The 18,132-nt window shown below is 41.9% G+C and carries 14 protein-coding genes; 9 read left to right on the top strand and 5 right to left on the bottom strand.

Going from position 1 to position 18,132, the window contains the following annotated elements; genetic code table 11:
* Position 1: 1 nt before the first annotated feature.
* The 5 genes from I595_RS15130 to I595_RS15110 all read right to left on the bottom strand — a co-directional run bounded on the left by I595_RS15130 (position 2) and on the right by I595_RS15110 (position 9,163).
* A complete protein-coding gene (locus tag I595_RS15130; protein WP_172675959.1) occupies positions 2 to 2,284 on the bottom strand; it encodes a glycosyl hydrolase in 2,283 nt (760 codons plus the stop codon).
* A 2-nt stretch (positions 2,285 to 2,286) separates the two neighbouring features.
* Positions 2,287 to 3,855 carry a sulfatase gene (locus tag I595_RS15125; protein WP_054560377.1) on the bottom strand — a complete coding sequence of 523 codons (1,569 nt, stop codon included), beginning with the start codon at positions 3,853 to 3,855 and terminating at the stop codon, positions 2,287 to 2,289.
* Between the two features lies 1 nt (position 3,856).
* The gene (locus I595_RS15120) at positions 3,857 to 6,301 is read right to left on the bottom strand and encodes an endo-acting ulvan lysase-like protein (protein ID WP_172675958.1); all 2,445 of its coding nucleotides are present in this window, start codon (positions 6,299 to 6,301) and stop codon (positions 3,857 to 3,859) included.
* Positions 6,302 to 6,422: 121 nt separating this feature from the next.
* Positions 6,423 to 8,420 carry a hypothetical protein gene (locus tag I595_RS17560; protein WP_172675957.1) on the bottom strand — a complete coding sequence of 666 codons (1,998 nt, stop codon included), beginning with the start codon at positions 8,418 to 8,420 and terminating at the stop codon, positions 6,423 to 6,425.
* Positions 8,417 to 9,163 carry a 3-keto-disaccharide hydrolase gene (locus tag I595_RS15110; RefSeq protein ID WP_157449769.1) on the bottom strand — a complete coding sequence of 249 codons (747 nt, stop codon included), beginning with the start codon at positions 9,161 to 9,163 and terminating at the stop codon, positions 8,417 to 8,419. The genes I595_RS17560 and I595_RS15110 overlap by 4 nt, the downstream gene beginning before the upstream one ends.
* Before the next feature lie 181 nt (positions 9,164 to 9,344).
* Here I595_RS15110 and I595_RS15105 point away from each other — a divergent pair, with 181 nt between their 5' ends.
* From I595_RS15105 to I595_RS15065, 9 genes are all read left to right on the top strand, one after another.
* Positions 9,345 to 10,727 (top strand): 3-keto-disaccharide hydrolase, encoded by a 1,383-nt coding sequence (locus I595_RS15105; RefSeq protein WP_054560292.1) that lies wholly within the window; start codon positions 9,345 to 9,347, stop codon positions 10,725 to 10,727.
* Entirely contained in the window at positions 10,720 to 12,075 is a 1,356-nt protein-coding gene (locus I595_RS15100; protein ID WP_054560291.1) for a Gfo/Idh/MocA family protein, read from the top strand. The genes I595_RS15105 and I595_RS15100 overlap by 8 nt, the downstream gene beginning before the upstream one ends.
* A 229-nt stretch (positions 12,076 to 12,304) precedes the next feature.
* Positions 12,305 to 13,126 carry a hypothetical protein gene (locus I595_RS15095; protein ID WP_054560290.1) on the top strand — a complete coding sequence of 274 codons (822 nt, stop codon included), beginning with the start codon at positions 12,305 to 12,307 and terminating at the stop codon, positions 13,124 to 13,126.
* 66 nt (positions 13,127 to 13,192) lie between these two features.
* The gene (locus I595_RS15090; RefSeq protein WP_054560289.1) at positions 13,193 to 13,411 is read left to right on the top strand and encodes a hypothetical protein; all 219 of its coding nucleotides are present in this window, start codon (positions 13,193 to 13,195) and stop codon (positions 13,409 to 13,411) included.
* Between the two features lie 10 nt (positions 13,412 to 13,421).
* A complete protein-coding gene (locus I595_RS15085) occupies positions 13,422 to 13,976 on the top strand; it encodes a hypothetical protein (protein ID WP_054560288.1) in 555 nt (184 codons plus the stop codon).
* 445 nt (positions 13,977 to 14,421) lie between these two features.
* Complete coding sequence (locus I595_RS17460; protein WP_157449768.1) at positions 14,422 to 14,877, top strand: hypothetical protein; 456 nt, start codon at positions 14,422 to 14,424, stop codon at positions 14,875 to 14,877.
* Between the two features lie 217 nt (positions 14,878 to 15,094).
* Positions 15,095 to 15,667 (top strand): DUF4274 domain-containing protein, encoded by a 573-nt coding sequence (locus tag I595_RS15075; protein ID WP_054560286.1) that lies wholly within the window; start codon positions 15,095 to 15,097, stop codon positions 15,665 to 15,667.
* 194 nt (positions 15,668 to 15,861) lie between these two features.
* Entirely contained in the window at positions 15,862 to 16,857 is a 996-nt protein-coding gene (locus I595_RS15070) for an IS30 family transposase (RefSeq protein WP_054560285.1), read from the top strand.
* A 123-nt stretch (positions 16,858 to 16,980) separates the two neighbouring features.
* A complete protein-coding gene (locus I595_RS15065; protein WP_054560284.1) occupies positions 16,981 to 17,853 on the top strand; it encodes a carboxypeptidase-like regulatory domain-containing protein in 873 nt (290 codons plus the stop codon).
* Positions 17,854 to 18,132: the final 279 nt, after the last annotated feature.

Raw genomic sequence — 18,132 nt, 5'->3', positions numbered from 1 at the left:
TTCATTTCAGGTCTTCATTTGATATCCAAAAAACAGCACCCACCGGAGGCAAGTTCAGACTGGCTTTTGTATAGGATTGATTTTCTATACTTACCTTTTTTGAGTTTTTAATTGGTGTGATATTCCCTGTATGGGGATTCGCTTCAAAGAGCTTAAAATCACCTTTGAGGGTCACTTCGGTCTGGATGGCTTCATCACTGGAATTGGAGAAAAAGTAGATATGCCTACCTTCCTTTATTTTGTGGATGTAGTTGAACTTGCCAAAATCCGAACTTAGAGCGGGATTGGGAGAAAAGGCCACATCTGGAGTGGGGCCCATGGCCAAGGCCTTGGATAGCTCAGCTTCATTGGCATCTGCCAAATGAATGGCCTTTCCGCTGGTGTTGTTCTGGTGTATATGCGGGTTGCCGTCCAAAGGGGCATTGGCATCCACCCCAAAAATTTGCTTTATCAAGGTTTTTACCTGCTCGTCCGCTCCCATTTCAGAGGATTTATAGGGCAGTTGTCCGGTTGAAATCACCAAGCCGCCTTGGTCATAATAGACTTTTAGCTTTTCCAGTGTCTTTACCGATATCACGTTGCAACCGGTTAGGATAAGGGCTTTATAGGTTTGTTCGTTTTCTTTATTTTTCAGTTGAAGTGTTCCTGCATCAACCACATACTTATCATCCAGAAAAAATTCCGGATGGATAAAAGTGAAATCCTGTCTGATGTCGTTGGTCAACATACCGCTAATTTCCATGTAATTGGTCTCGGGAGAGATAAAGAACCCCTGCCGCGGGTTAGCTGGGTCTTCAAATCGGTACCAGCCCGCCAATTCTTCAAACGGATAAAAAACCCCTATTTCCGAAACCCGTTTGCCACCTTGTAGCAACGTACAGGCACGACCTACAAAATTTGAATACTCAGGTAATGCAGGGGCGAGTTTTTCACTGTATGGTGAAACCAAAGGCGAAATGTATACCTGCTCTGGATTGTACCAGAGTCCATGGGGCACCACAAAATTAACTCCTCGTGAGAACAGGTCCATTGCGGAGCGATATAACATCAAAGAGTCAAAGGATTTTTCTTTGTACGCCCCATAGATTTCAGTAGAAACCACGGGTCTATCATAATAATCGGCCGCGGAGCTGATGAGTTTGTGCCCATTTTGACCAAACTGATAACCGATAATGGCATCCGTTAAGGGCATGGCCATATGCCGATAAAATTTAAAGATATCGGCATTCATATCTATTGGTGTTGGATCATAATTTCCTGGAGGATGTCCCGTATCCTTTAAACCGTTTGCTTTGGCCCATTCGCCGACCAATTTTGGGAAACCTTCTGCCAATAATTCGGCTCGGGTTTTAAAAAAAGCATGGCGTACCGATTCCGTTTCTGGTCCTATATCGTACCAAAGTGCAGGGTAATAGGGTTCGGGGTCATAACCGTTGAGTTCTTTGAATTTTTGATTGAAACGACCGGTCCAGGTTCGTGGGTGTTTCCAAAAACCCACATCATCAAAAAAGACTTTTTTTATGGTATTCCCAAAGTAGGAACCAAAATTTTCTTGGTGTACCTCGTAAGTCAATTCCATCAGTTTACGCACCGCAATGGTATCCAAATAATCGACTACAGGATATGCTTTGTGATAACTATCCTTTACCAAAACAAAATACATGACCTTCCATTCGTCCCCAGGAACCTGCCAATTGATGGTATTGTATTTAATGTACTCACTAAGGTCAAGACGTTCCAAGGTTTTTGGATTCATGGCCACCGCAGCAAGTAATTCGCCATCAGGCAATTTTTCTTTTAAAACAGCCGGACCTTGGACGGTTGATTCTACGTTGTCCAGGCGTTTCATGGTATGCTCGGGATATAGCTCACCCAATTGACCACCCGCCATACCACTGGGAAAATCATTATCGTCATATAAAATCACCTCCATGTCCAATTCCTCGGCTGTGTCCAGAACATCCTGAAAACGCTGCAAATATTCAGGAGAAAGGAATTTAGGTGTTGTACCGGGCCGTCCATTTTTTTTGGGCGCAAGGGGTAAAACGCTAATGCCGCTAAAACCTCCCAATTCCTTGGCATCTTTCATTTGCTGGCGTATGCCATTGGTGGTCAATTCCCCATTGATGTGCCAGAAGGGCATGGGTTTATAGGCCTTAGGTGGATTTTTAAAATCTTCAATAAGCATTTTTGGCAAGGTATTATTTGCTTTATCGCATGATAGGAGGCCAATTCCCAACATAAGGAAGCCTAGCCAATATTTTAAGGATACCGATTTGTACATCATCAATCTTTTGTGGTTTGACTCCCCCACCAATCCGCATTGGGTTGGAAGTTGGGTTGTAGTATTTCCAAACGTTGTTGCTCCAAAGCTTGCCGCTTTTCTGTAGCCATTCGCTCTAAATAAACCCGTTCCTTTTCAGCATCGTAAAGCGGGTCTTTTTCGGGATATTTAGCATCCACTCCATTCAAGAAATCCATAAGCTCAGCTAACAGGGCACTGGTTAATTCTTGGTGCTTGCTGGCAACATTATTTTTTTCGGAAATATCGATTTCCAAATCATACAATTCGTCCCGACCATCTTCATAGTAATGAATCAATTTCCATTTCCCTTTTCTAATAATGGACGATGGTTGCCCACCTTGGTTTCCATAGTGTGGGTAATGCCAGACTAGACTTCGTTCTTTGGTGGGCAATCCGGTCATAAGCGGTAAAAGGCTCATTCCGTCTTTGTGTTGTGTAGGGATTAATTCCGCTTCAACGGCATCAAGGATGGTAGGATAAAGGTCAGCTGCCGTCACCGGAACATCGGTCTCCGCCGGCTGATTCACAAGCCAAGGTATTTTAACGAGGTAAGGCTCTTTGATGCCCCCTTCAAATTGGTAGCCCTTACCGCCGCGAAGCGGAAGGTTGGATGTGGCATAGTTATCCCCCGAAGCCACGCCTCCATTATCCGAAGTAAATACCACCATGGTGTTTTCCTCCAAGCCCATTTCCTTTAGGGCATCTAAAACATGACCCACGGCATCGTCCATACTTTCCACCAGTCCTGCGTAAATGGGATTGTCTTGAACCTGGCGTATGGGCAGCACTGCTTCCATTCCGTATCCCGTTTCTGCCAACCCCTTGGCCACGGCCTTATCCCGGTATTTGTTCCATTTTTGTTGGGTGGTCTGTATGGGTGCATGAACGGCATAAAAGGACAAAAAGGCAAAAAAGGGCTGCTTTGTATTGTCTTTCATAAAGGCTACGGTTTCTTTTGCCAAGCGCATACTTAAATGTTCACCAGGCTGTCCGTTCTTTAGAATTGGATTGTTATAAGGGGCAAAAAATCCCCCTTTTGGACTACCCGAGTCCCAACCACCTACATTATGGTCAAATCCATAGTCCTCTGGCCAAGAGCCCTTGCCACCCAAGTGCCATTTGCCCGCAAAAAAAGTGGTGTACCCTTGTTTCTTTAAAGCTTCTGCCAGGGTGATATCCTCTGAGGGCAACTGACGTGAATATTCGGGTGGCAGCAGCTGGTTGAACCTTTTTTTCTTACGCCATTCCTCCCCCACCGGCGCGCCTATCCAATCCGTAATACCATGCCGTGCGGTGAATTTCCCCGTCATGATACTGGCCCTGGAAGGGCTACAGACCCTAGAGTTGGCATAACCTTCTTTAAAAACAGTGCTTTCGCTTGCCAATTGGTCAATATTCGGAGTTTCATAGAAACTGTTGTTTCTAAAACTCATGTCGTTGTATCCATAATCATCGACCAAAATCAACAGTACATTTTTTGGTTCGACGGACTTCTTACAGCCTAGCATCAGAAACAATACCAATAATGGTATCCCAAGGTTTCGCTCCATACTATTTTTTATAATTGAAATGACGTATACCCTTTCCTGCCGCATCGGCCTCCAATTTTTTATCGCCCCAAATCAAACGCTCGCCCTCACCAATATAGAGGGTCATTTGCACACCTTCTTTTTTCTTGGTAATGCGAACGATACCGAATCGGCCGGTAAAGGCAAGACCTAACGATTCATTTAGGTAGTTGGAATTTACGTTCGGTTGTGAAATGATATAATCCGTGATTTCAGCACCAACAATCTGTGAATGAACGATAGCACCAACAGTGGTATCCCCATCGGTCAACGGCACCACTTTTTGAACACTTGATGATTTCTCTAGTGAAGGTTCCAGAACCACGAAAAACGGATTTTCCCAAGCCTCACCATTTTGGCGTATGGCCAAAACTTGTGTTTTTTTATCCACATACCCATTTTTGGCCTCCCTCGTTGGGGGCGCCAGGGCTTTGGTATAGGCCCTTGAAATACCCTCAGGAACGAAAAGGTGCATGTATCGGTCGTCATATGCGATATCAAAACGCACCTTGACGCCTTCCGTCGTCATCTCGGTAGTCATGGTATCCTCAAAATAACGCCAACCTGGAGATTTAACGGTATCCCCAATATCATTTTGATAACGGTCCGTTGGTTTCAAGGGAAATTCCCGCTCTTTCCCATCCAAAATATACGTGGCATCCCCCAAGTTGTGATAGAGGTAATCATGAAAGTTATTATCGCCATTGGATTTGGAACGAAAAACATCCAAATAATAGCCTGTGGTCTCACTGGTCCTAATGGTGCTTAGCGTGCGTTCTTGAGTGGCATTGTTGACGGTATCGTCTAAAAACTGCGTCGCAAAACTGAACTCCTCCGCAATACCGTCTTGCAAATGTTTGGGCTCCGCAGCAATATTCAACACGGTGTTTTGCCAGACGTTGGCCCTGCGTTTCCACGAACCTTCGTCCAGTCCGTGCGAGGTTCCGTTTACTACTACCGTATTGTTACCGGCATATAACCTAAAATAATGTTCGTGTAGGGGTATCTGTCTTTCCGGGACGGTTGGTGGTAGGCCTGCATTGGGCGCCATTACGTAACCCGCACCATAGAGTTCCATGGAAATACCAGTGACATGGGAATGTACGTAATGGGCACCACCGATGATGCCACAGAGGCCATATAATTCATTGTTCTTGTCCACAGCATTCCTTTGCAGCGCCACTCCAGCATGATCTATAATCACAGTTTTCTTGTTGAAATCGATTTGACTATCAAGTTCTTTAGGAATGTCTATACCCCAAAACAATTGCAAATGCTGGTATTGGTCGTACGGCCCATTGCTCGATGTACTTGGGCGATACCCACCCTGGGCATCATAGGCCTGCCTCAGGGCCAATTTTGCCTTTTTCTCGATATCGACATAGCCGCGTCTTTTGGCAACATGTAGGGCATAGCGGTAATTATTGGCCGAGAAGTCATTGTTTCGTTTTGAATCGCCATAACGTACAAACCTTCTATCCGGGTGCCTGAGGTAGTCATACAGAAAACTACCGTTAAAAATACGTTTGGCTTCTTCAGTAACATGTAGCTCGGGCTTTATACGGTCGATAATGTTCAAGTTCATACTGACTATGGGCATAAAACCATAACTCAGGGATTCTGGCCATAATCCCTGACTGGAAAATAGCGGTAGAATCGTATTTTTAAAGGAATTTTGATGTGCTGTGCCTTCTTCCCAGAAAACATTGAAAAGACGTTCCCGCTCCGTATCATTTTCAATACAAAGTATGATAAAAAGTGCTCCAGGCGCCGTAAGTATGGGATGGTTGGAGACCCTTTGCCCATGTTTATCCGGTTTGCCATACTCCTGAAGTACGCTACCGAGCATATTGGTAAAGGCCTTTTGTGCTTTTTGATGATCAAACGGAACGTAATTGCGCCTGGCCGTGCTGTAGACCTTACATCCTTCTTTTTTAAGAAAGGAATGGATAAAATCATAGGTCAATGCAATGTGTGGATAGGTAGTTCTTGGATCATAAAAGGCGTTTCCGGTAATGGTTGTAGTTTTTGGAGTGCGCGCAGCCAATTCATCAATGTAAACCTGCAAAATATCAGCTGCCAATTGCGCATAGTCCTCGTCTTGGGTCAAATGGAACAACATACCCGCCTCCGATGCCAACTTCAGCACACGATAGTGTTTTTCCGCCAATGGTCCTGCGGCCTGCTCGCCTATCTTTTTACCACCTGAGCTAAAACTCGGTACAGCGTCCAATACTGTAGTTGGTTGCGAACGATGTGACTTAAGTTTGGGGTCTACATGTTGGTGAAGCTCATCTACCATGCCTTGGGCCCATTGGTTGTTTTCTATGGTTTTTAGCAACGCTTGCCTTTCCCCGGCCGTAGTGTAAATAATGGGATGCTGTAAGGATTGGGCGCCCAACGCCCCGATGTATAGGAAGCATACCATCTTAATGAACCTAACCCCCAACGTTTTCAATTTGCAATTATTCATTCTTTGATTTATAGTGATTATTCCCAAACCATAAGCTAGAACAGCATGTTTAGCGTATAGTGCAGAGCTCTAAGTGCTATGGATTATTTTCTATGTAGGTCAGCAAGATGTGTTTGACGTCATTAACAGTGCCCAAACGCAGTCCGCCGTTGGTGGCCCCTGTGATCCAATACAGCACCATACCCGCATCGGAACAGTCCCATTTTCCTTTTTGAAACCTTACCACATCATCCACCTCTGCAATTTTTCCCTGTAGCCACACCCATTGAATGCGGGGGTCCGGATGGTTCTTGGCCCAATCCCATTTTTCTAGGTTTACTTTTAGGTTCACGTTTTGGTCCGGAATGCGCACCTCTTCAACCCCATAGTCCAAAATTTGTTGCCAAGTGTAAAAATCACCCGCATCATCATTAGCGGGATGATGTGTCACCACCTTTACAAATTGGTGTTTTTCTTTTTTGGAAGCATCCAAAGCGAGACCGATAATATCTGGCTCCCCAGCTTCAACAATCCACAAAGGGTCATCGGCAGAAGAAGCATTTATCGCATTTGCCAAATCACCTACCGTTTTTTCTTGTTGCCATTTGGCATCAAAAAAAGTGAGGTCGTCAAATCCGCCCCACCGCCTTGCCGTTACATCACAAGCAGCTTGCATAAGGGCATGACGTTCTTTTTCGGCTCTTTCAGAAATGCGTTCTACCCGCACCAGATCGCAACTGTGTGAATAATGCACCAATCTGTCTTCCAGTCCAGCGGCTCGCAACAGGGAAATGGAAACCGCCGTGCCACCCAAATCGTCCGGATCAGGAGAATTGCCATCGGCAACAATGGCGATTCTACCCTTGGGAGGGTTAATGGTAGGCGGCTCTTGAGTACCGGATGCCTGAAGCCCGGGCGCGTTGCTTACGATTTTTCCCTTGCCCACTGGGGCAAAAATCAGTCCAGACCAACGGGCCCTAGCCCATTCCTTACCATCCTTGCTACCAATTTCTGCATCCACTGTAATAGTATCGCCTGCCTTTAGCGTTACCTTTTCCCAAACCGTATTGGCGGATATCCCTTCCTGAAACCACTTTTGGGACAAGGCAGGACTAAATGTCCCCAATTCCCTATCGTTGACCAAAACGGTAAATTTAGACTGCCCATCATGTTCGCCAACACCCACAAAAACCACATCATAAGGTCCACTTTTAAACCTAAATTCCGTACTGGTGCTTGCTTTTTTGTTCTTGTTTGGGTTTACGGCAAACCATCTACCACCAGCGTCTTTGTAGTAGCCGGTTCCCTCCATGGGAAAATCCGCCACGGGCAAGGTCTTATTCTCTATGACCGATGTACTGATGACTTCATAATAGGAAGGTTCTGGCCATTTTATCTTTACCCCTGGACCTTTCTCCTTGGGAACAAAATCCTTGTTCAAGGTGAGCAAGAACTTATCCATGGCGAAGCCATCCTCGCGCATGCTGAACTGAATATCATGATAGCCGGCCTTGGGGATGTCCAAGTATATTTGGTGCGGTACTCCGCAATGCACTTCTTTGGTGCGCTGTTTGCTGGCCCAGGTCCATTGGTTCTTACCGTCGCACCATTGCATGCGTTGCCCTTGTTCTGGCCAAGCCCCGTTCAGTCCCACATGTACCCCGTTGTCTTCACTGCCCGTGCTATGCACCCTGGCCCAAACATAGTAACGCCCCGGCCTGTTTATTTTTACGCGGTAATGTACAACCGCCGTTTTGCCGGGGGTGTTGGAAAAATTGGTTCCCTTGATCAGCTGGTCCCCATGGGTCCGTCTCGTATCTGGCAAAAGCTGGATATAACCATTGGTGCCCGCACCCTCACTATAATTGGTTAGATTTCCAAGCAAGGGGGATTCGTGCTTATGGTACCGGTACCATTGGCGCTTGTCCGTTTTACTTTGCTTGTAATAAAACTCCGCTTCCACGGCAACCAGCCCGTCCTTTTCCTCAAAATAATTTTGCCCGTCCAAAATGGGTAATGACAATGCCGATTCTTGACTCTGTATTTGAATGCATTGCAATACAAAAATCAAGGCTAATGCAAATTTCATATTCATGGCTCGTATTCTTTAAGTCTTATATTTCGGTAGGCAATGGTCATTGGCGGTCCAGTGTGCACCTGCACCCCAATTAACCCCTGGGCTTTAAAATTTTTTTGGTCCTTATCAATCACCACGCTCATCACCCGGCCGTTTATGATATGCACCATAGTGTTGCCCCGTACAATGAGATGGCATTGGTTCCATTCTTCATCATGTATAAACTGTAGCAGTTCTTCCTTATCGCCAACGGTACCATAGGCTAGAGGTTTTGATGCGTCCATAAGTTGTGAAAACTGTCCGCGAAGGGCCAAGAATTTACGTCCGCGTTCCTCGTAATTTTGGCCACTCCACCTACCACCGCCATCAATATCGCATTGGTATCCTTTAAGGGCGTATGGTACTTCCGTGACTTCAACACTTCTATAATTGATGCCGGAATTACCGCTTTTAGATACCTTATATTCCAATTTGAGTTCAAAATCACCCGGTTTCCCCCCTCGCCAGATTAAAAAAGAATTTCGCTCTAAAATATTTTCTGGAGTCACCTCACCTAAAATGCTTCCATTTTCTACCCGCCAATACGTTGGGTCGCCCTCCCAACCGTTTAGGGTCTCGCCATCAAAAATGGAGGCAAAACCCACAAGATCATCTTCAATGACCTGTGGAAATGTATGTTGGGCACATAGTTGAAGGGTGCAACAAAGCAAGGCTATTGTACAAAGCCAATTGTAACCCTTTGCCATTTGCTGATTATTCATCAATTTGTGAAATTTATATGCGATGATTGTCTCAGAGCAAGCTAGTATTTTGCCCTACGAATGCTATCCTGTGGTGTTCGGTACATTTTAAGGAAGGAACAAGCTATGTTCGGCATGAGACTACAGGACAGTTTGCCAATAAGAATAGGTAACTTTAGACCACAGTTTTATAAACCAATAAATGATGAAAAAACTTGACGTAATAGCCTATTTTAAAAATCTAGGTGTGCTACTTGTTGTTGTCTTTTTGACCAGTTGTATGCAAGAGAACAAAGACCACCTTACCCAAATTTTTGATGGAGAGACCCTAAACGGTTGGCATACCCTGGGCGGTGATGCTACGTACCGTGTTGAAAATGGAGAGATTATTGGAACCACGGTTGCCAATACACCTAACACGTTTTTGGTTACCGATGGGCAGTATACCGATTTTATTCTGGAATTGGATTTTAAGACGGATTCCGTGTCCAACTCTGGAGTACAGATTCGCAGCAATAGCCATGACTGGTACCGAGAAGGAATGGTCCATGGATACCAGGTAGAGATAGACCCGTCCAAACGCGCCTGGAGCGGTGGCATCTATGATGAAAAACGAAGAAAGTGGTTGCATCCATTAGAAGGTAATGAAGCCGCACAAAAAGCCTACAAGCCCAACGATTGGAACCATTTTAGAATCGAAGCCATAGGTGATACCCTTAAAACATGGATTAATGGCGTACCGGCATCACATTTAGTGGATGGGATGACCCAAGAAGGGTTCATAGGATTGCAAGTGCACAGCATAGGCAAAAAAGGAAAACCCGGGGTGGACATCAAGTGGAGAAACATTGAATTTATTACGGAGAATTTGGGGCAGTATTCCAAAGCCTCCCCCTTACCGGCCGTTACCACCAAAAACCAATTAACGTTCGAAGAAAAAAGAACCGGTTGGAACTTACTTTGGGATGGGAAGACCACGGAGGGATGGCGTGGCGCCAAATTAGAGGAATTCCCTAAAGAAGGATGGGAAATAAACAATGGGGAATTGAGCGTGCTGGCTTCAGGAGGGGGAGAATCCACTGCCGGAGGTGATATTGTGACCAAAGAGATGTACGGTAATTTTGAACTTAAGGTGGATTTTAAAATCACCGAAGGTGCCAACAGCGGCATTAAATATTATGTGGATACCGAACTGAATAAAGGCGAAGGCTCTTCTATAGGATTGGAGTACCAAATTTTGGATGATGAACGCCACCCAGATGCAAAAAAGGGCAGCCATGAAGGAAGCAGAACGGTAGCCTCACTATATGATTTGATTAAGGCTGACCCCAACAAACATATGAACGCCATAGGGGAATGGAACACCGCTCACATTGTATCCAAAGACAACCAAGTGGAGCATTGGCTCAACGGTGTTAAAGTATTGGAATACCAGCGGGGCAGCCAGGAGTTCTTAACCTTGGTAGAGGAAAGTAAATACAAGGACTGGCCCAATTTTGGCCTTTTAGAAAAGGGTAATATTCTTCTACAGGACCACGGAGACCTGGTTTCGTTCAAAAACATTAAAATAAAGACCTATGAGTAAGCAAAATAGCAGAAGAAGCTTTGTGAAGAAATCTACCTTGGGAGCCCTTGGACTGGCAAGTGCCTCTAGCATGGGCATGAGTGCGGAAAGCTACAGGAACATCATGGGTGCCAATGACCGTTTGCACGTGGCCATAGCCGGCTTGGGCAGGAGATTGGGGGCTTTTTATGCGCCAATAGCCCATAAGAAAAGTAATGTTCGTTTGGCCTATCTGTGTGATCCCATGCAAAGCCAAATGACCAAGGCTGCAGAAAAATTCAAGGAACATATCACGTATAAGCCCCAATTGGAGCATGATATTTTTAAAGTCTTGGAGGACGATAAGGTAGATGTACTCATCAACGCCACGCCCGATCATTGGCATACCCCTGGGTCTATCATGGCCCTAAAAGCTGGCAAGCATGTCTATGTGGAAAAACCCAGTAGCTGTACCATGGAGGAGAACGAGCTTTTGGTCTCGGCCACCAAAAAATATGACAGGGTGGTACAAATGGGTAATCAACAACGCTCCTCTGGTCACACACAACAGGTGATAAAAAAGATTCATGAAGGTGCCATTGGCGATGCCTATAAAGCAGTGGCTTTTTATAGTAACAGACGTGGCGCAGTGCCCCTACAAAAAGAGGCACCCGTTCCAGAAGGCCTGGATTGGAACTTGTGGCAAGGCCCAGCCGTACACCGCAACTATACCTCAGAAACATGGAATTATAACTGGCACTGGTACGGATGGAACTACGGGACTGCAGAAATGGGCAACAACGCCACCCATGAACTGGACGTTGCCCGTTGGGCACTGGAGGTTAACTACCCGCAATTGGTTGAGGTCTCCGCCGATAAGCGGCATTTTGTGGATGATGGCTGGGAAATGTACGATACCATGCTGGCACGTTTTACTTTTGAGGGAAACAAACAGATAGAATGGGACGGAAAAAGCAGAAACGGCTATAATACCTACGGTAGTGGACGGGGAGTCATTATTTACGGAACGGAGGGCAGCGTTTTTGTAAACAGAGGGCATTATAAACTGTTTGACAGAAAAGGGCAATTGGTAGAGGAAGTTCTTAGTGATGGAAAGGAAGGTGGTCTGGCCCTAGGTGGCGGTGGGGATATGTCTACCATCCATGTGATGAACTTTTTTGATGCCATTAGGGGAAAAGCCAACCTAAACGCTCCTATTGAAGACGCCAATATTTCCATGGCCATGGTGCATTATGCCAATGTTTCTTCTAGAATCAACCAGCCTTTTGAGGTGGACGATACCAAGGGAACCATGTTTAACCGGGACGCCATGCAACATTGGGGCAAACCTTATGAAGATTCTTGGAAGAGCAAGTTTATGACATTGTAATAGACATCCCCAAGGTAAACTTGGGGATTTTTAATGGTACCCCCAGGAAGATATTGGGCTTAAACAACCATTGAGAAATGCCCTACATTATCCGTTTACAAACGCATAATATACGTTTATTATACTGCTTTCCATGAACTCTAAAAATTATTGTAGATTGGGGTAAAATAGATATAAACGTAATAAACTACGTTTATACAATTGTTGGCAGCAATTAAAAAAACAAAAAATGAACCCTGACTCCAAAAAGATAAAAATCTTGATGTTAATTTTGTTGTGTTTTTCATTAGAAGGAAAAACACAGTGCTATAAAGACTTTTTTGGTTATTGGAAAACTGATAGTGGAAAATTTATAAAGTTAATCGAGCATGACTCAGATAGAAATATTAAAGGTGAAACTGTGATTGGGGATAAAAATAATCACTTTAAAGGAGTTCATTTTTATGAAGATAAAATTTTCAAAATCCAAAATCATGAATACCATTATGATGAAAAAGCAAAAAAGAATAATTCAACAAAAAGGGCTTTTAATTTTAAAGTATTGACCGTTAATAAACAAATGATGAGAATTAGACCAATATCCAAAGATATGAAAAAATTATTTGGTCTAAATGACATTAACCTTTGGAACGAGTACTATATTCCATTTGGTAACTTTGAATTGGACTCTATTTTTTATAGAAGGTCTCATTTGCCCTATGAAATTCAAATAGATAGGAATGGAATGATGAAAATGGCGGAAGATTTATCCTATAAAAATAATAAGAAGCGATATTATTCTGGTGAGCTTAGTTTTAACCAATTAGATGAGCTAAAAAGGCTAATAATTAAGTCTCAAATAACATCAATGTCAGTATGTGAACTCGAAAATTATTGTTCAGATTGTTACCCATTAAGGTTAAAAATCTTTCATAATAGTAAACTTTCCTACTATAAGGTTGGAATGATGCATGATAATGCAGCACCATTGATAAGGTATCTAAAAAAGATAATATTGGAGACTAAATGGAAGAAGGTAAAAAGAAAAAAAACTGCTGCCAACAAAGGCTAAAACGTTCATAGCCAGCAAAAGCTGGCTACGCCGTTTAGCCGAGACCGTTGGCAACAAGCTAAAAAAATGAATACAAAAGAATTAGAAATGTTAGGTGGTATTATTTGCCTAACCATATCTTTATTATTGGGGTATCGCGAATATCTTAATTGGAAATCAATAAAAAAAGATGACTATATTCTAAAATCTTTTAGTATTCAAAAATCAGCAGGAATAATCATATTTTTTGTTGCTGGTGTTGTATTAATTTATCGGTATTTTTCTAACTTTTTAAGTACCGTTTGAATGACAACAAATGATTTTAACTGAGAAAAACATCAAAGAGAATACAATAAAACCCTTGATAGGTAAGCCGATAGAAATAGACGCGAAAAAACCAAAAGCAATTGGTAGTGCTTCGTACTTTTTAAAATCGTTTACCAACAAAAGCAACCAAACTGATACTTTAAAAGTTGACTCAAAATGCAACTTTGAGAAATACTCGGACGGACTTTTGCTGCGTGTAAATCTTTCCAACCGACTATTCGCTATTCCTATTCCGAAAACTGAATTAAATGGAATCGAATTAATTAGGGGACAAGAAAATATCCAGCCATTTTTCTTATCCCCAATGTGGATTTTATTAAAACTCGGTGTTTCAAAACTTTATGCAAGATATTTTAGATTCAGGCTTAGCGAATATTCAATTGACCAAATGGAATTAAAGTTGGACACGAAACAACACGCAATGGAATTTATTGCAAATGGGTATATTTTTGAACGACAAAAAAGTTTTTTCGAAAGTTTACATTACGGAGAAAAACTAGTAACTAGGGAAAAGCCAGTTGCCAACAATACCTATAGCAAATAGGGCGTTAAGTTCTATACATAAGAGCTTTGGCGTGTTTGCTAGGTCCGCCAAATCTTTTGGATTTGGCAATTGAAAAATGAAAATAATTACAAAACAAAAAGCTTTGGCTACGAGCGCGGACGGAAACAAAAAGGTTTCCTTACTGCCCTACTTACCATAGCCCTGACCGTTACCACATATTTTGAAGAAAAAAATCTTAATCATATTCGGGTTTCTAACAATATGCGGCATCGTTTATTTTTTCTACATAAACAAAAGAATTGAGGGAATCTGGATAAATCACTATGACGCGAGTTCGTCCAGGGACTATAATTTTCCCGGCCGTGATGTTCTACGAATTAAAAACCTAAAATTTCAATCCTTTAATCACAACGCAAATGGTGGACTTATTGAACAGAAATACTTCCTCTTCGGCAAATCCCTAAAATTGTGGCCAAAGGACTCGATGGACTTTTCAATTCCGAAAGTAAATATCAATAAGGACAGTTTGACATTTACTTTTTTCAGCGAACAACAAAGGATTTATAAAAAAGTTCCAGATTCACTAAAAAACGATAAGGATTTTAATTTTGACTTCTCAAACAAAGCTTTCCGAATGGAATCCAAAAAAGGAATTGACACAACTTATTTTGACCCTGAATTAACTTATGACAGGCGAAATGATCACCCATATAGAAATTGGTATACTAGAGGTTGGCAAACTGTGGAAATTGACAATTTTGATTTTTTATTGTTTGCAAGTGCAACACCTGTGATTATCAAAGAGAAAAATGATAACGTTTTACTATATGTTCTAGCCGACAAAAATGATTTACTGGAAGTAAAACTTGTCGAAATTAAATTGGACTCGACGGACTTAATTAGTATTGAGCGATACAAAAAGTACTATACAGAACGATAAAAAACATGTGGTAACAATGCCTAAACGTAATGCGGACTTTAGAGCTAAATCGAATGGTCTGTGTATATTTATGAAGTCGCTAAATCTTTGGGATTTAGCTTTGAACAAAAAAAGAAAAAGCAAAACCAAAAGCTTTAGCTTAGTGCGTAGACGGAAACGAAAAGTTTCCCTGCCTCCGCACTACGCTTAGCCGAACCGTTATGTAACATTTTGAAAAATGATAGTTACACCATCAAAAGAAAGGTTAATAAAAGAAAACTTCATCGAATACTCATTCGAGAATGAAGATTATGACTTTAAACCTAACTTTGGAATTTTTAAAAAGCTGAACTCGTCTGACCAATATTATCTCGCTGAAAATTTTAATTGGGATGACGGAATTGATGTGCTGAATTGGATAATTGAAAGTCCGAAATGTGATAGCGGAACTGCCTGTATGATTTTCTGGAAAGCGGAACCCGATTACTATGCGGAATATAACGCTGAAACGATTGGGGAAAGTGACAAAGAAGTTTTTGACTTACTTCAAAAAATTATTTCAAAATTTAAATCATCTGGATTTAGGAAAAATAAGCTGAAATTCAATCTGCTGGAAAACGGATATAGTTCAGCGGATTTCGATAGCGAATACAGTATTTGGGAACTTCCAAAAGAATTGAAAAATGGAACGAGTGGAATTATTCCAATAAGCCTTGGTCGAATTCAGGCAATAATTTGGACGTACCAAAGAAACAGACGACTGAAAAAAAGAGAGAAAAGGAAAAGAGCGCGTAAAAAAAACGTTACATAACAATGTATAACCGCAATTACGGCGGATTCGACTACGTCCGAATCCACTCGGAATTGCTAAAGCCTATGCCAAACCGAAAAATAACGCATATTAACCCGTAACTGACGGTTATACGAGACCGTTGTAAGCAATTTAAAGAAACCTTTGCGAGTTCAATAACTTAACGCAACAAATCCAATTTTTAGATTTGTTGTATGAAGACAAAAAAGCACAAACGGTTGTCACTTGAGGAGCGTGTCATTATCCAGACACTTTTGGAAGAGAAAAAGACCAAATCCTTTATAGCAAAAAAGCTCAGTCGTTCACGTTCCACCATCACCAGGGAGGTCAACAAATGGGTGTCCGACCCTAACGATAAATATGATGCTTCTCTTGCCCATTGGCTGGCCAAGGACGACTACCTGAACAAGCGTAATTTAGATAAAATAGGGACACATTCCCTACTGCGGTTCTATGTCTATAAATCACTTTTGAAAAACTGGTCACCAGAGCAAATTTCAGGCAGAATCAAAATCGATTATCCCAACGACCCAGTGATGACCATATCCCACGAGGCCATTTACTCCCACATCTATTCCCATCCACAGGCCAGCCTTAACAAAAAGCTCATAAAGCTGCTGCCCTACCAAAAATCCAGGCGTAGAAAACCCAGACCCAGGCGTAAGAAAGGTTCCAAGATCAAAGACCAAATAAATATATCACAAAGACCCGAACATATTGAAAACAGACAGGAAATCGGACATTGGGAAGGTGACCTGGTCATAGGCAAGGGCCAAAAATCCGCCATTGGAACCATCGTGGAGCGAAAGTCCAGATATACCCTTATCATCGGCCTTGAAAACAGAAAGACCAAATCCGTGACCAGAGCCTTTGCCAAAGAACTGAACCGTTTTGACAGTCAACTGAAAAAGACAATGACCTACGACAACGGTACCGAAATGGCCGACCACAAATGGCTGTCGGAATCAACCAAAATGGACATCTATTTTGCCAATCCCTACGCGTCTTGGGAACGTGGCACCAACGAAAACACCAATGGGCTCATCAGACGTTTCCTGCCCAAGAAGACCGACTTTGGGAACATGAACGAAAAACAGCTCAAAACCATTGAACAAAAACTGAACAACAGGCCAAGAAAGGTGTTGGGGTACAGAACACCATTGGAGGTCATTGCCCAAAACACCACATAATTTTTTCTTTCCGAAAAGCCTTCAAAAAAACTAGGCTCTTTGGAAAGAAAAAATTAAATTGAACCATAATCAATTAGCAACGTTTGTTGCGTTAAGGCCTTGAATGCACCCTTAAATCAATTAATGAAATTAAAGATATTAATCATTTGTGTTTTATCGGTAAACGCAGTGTGTTATTCCCAAAATAAAGAAATTAAAGGCGAGGTTCGGCATTTCGAAGATAATGAACCTCTTACCTATGTAAACATAGGAATTGCTAATAAAACAGTTGGAACAGTTTCGAATAAAAACGGCTTATTTTATCTTTCCTTAAACGAGAAAGTAAAACAAAATGATACAGTAGTTTTTTCCTTTATCGGTTATAGAACTGAAAGGTATTTGATTTCAGAATTGAACGATAAAAACAATATCATTTTACTTCAACCAGAAAACACGGAATTGGACGAGGTTGTTGTAAGCTCAAAGAAAATCAAACTAAAATCCAAAAAAATCGGACGGACTTCTAAAGGTCTTGGATTAACTCATATGAATTTTTATAGCTATTATGAAGAAGATGTTGACGACAGATTGAGCAAGGAAAGAGGTATGAAACTCAAAATAAGACGGAATTGCCATATTAAAGACCTAAATTTTAAAATAACTTCAAATGATTTTACCTCCTTGAAATTTAGAGTAAACTTTTACAAAATAGAAGATGGACTTCCGACTGAATTGCTAATAGAAAAAAACATTGTGTTTGAGGTAAAAGATAATTTTTTAGGTTGGTTTGAAGTGGATTTAGAACCTTATGAAATCTATCTGAAAGAAGATATCGAAGACGTTGCGGTAACAATTCAATGGTTAGAGAGTGTCAAAAAGGATGAAAAAAGTAAGTACTTTTCGATTTCAACTGCTGCTTCACCATTGAATACAGCTTATTTCCGAGAAAAAGCTATGGACACTTGGACAACAGGTGGACAAAGTTTGAGTTTTTATTTAAATGCAATGTGTGAATAAAAAACTGCTTACAACACGGTGTATAAAACATAGCTAATAAAGGCTTTCCGAGAGGTTTGTGTTTATTTTCGAAGACCACCAAATTTTTAAATTTGGCTTTTAGAATAAAAAAATTAAAAACAAAACATAAAAATTCGGCTCTGTGTTAATCCGAAAAGTTAGTGCCTTTTTGCACGCTACGTTTCATACACAAGTCCGTTGGCATTAATATGCAAAAACTATCTGCGAGTTCAATAACTTAACGCAACAAATCCAATTTTTAGATTTGTTGTATGAAGA

The sequence above is a fragment of the Croceitalea dokdonensis DOKDO 023 genome (assembly GCF_001306415.1).
GTDB lineage: Bacteria > Bacteroidota > Bacteroidia > Flavobacteriales > Flavobacteriaceae > Croceitalea > Croceitalea dokdonensis.
Note: the sequence above shows the minus strand (reverse complement) of the source record. Positions and strands in the feature narration are given on the sequence as shown.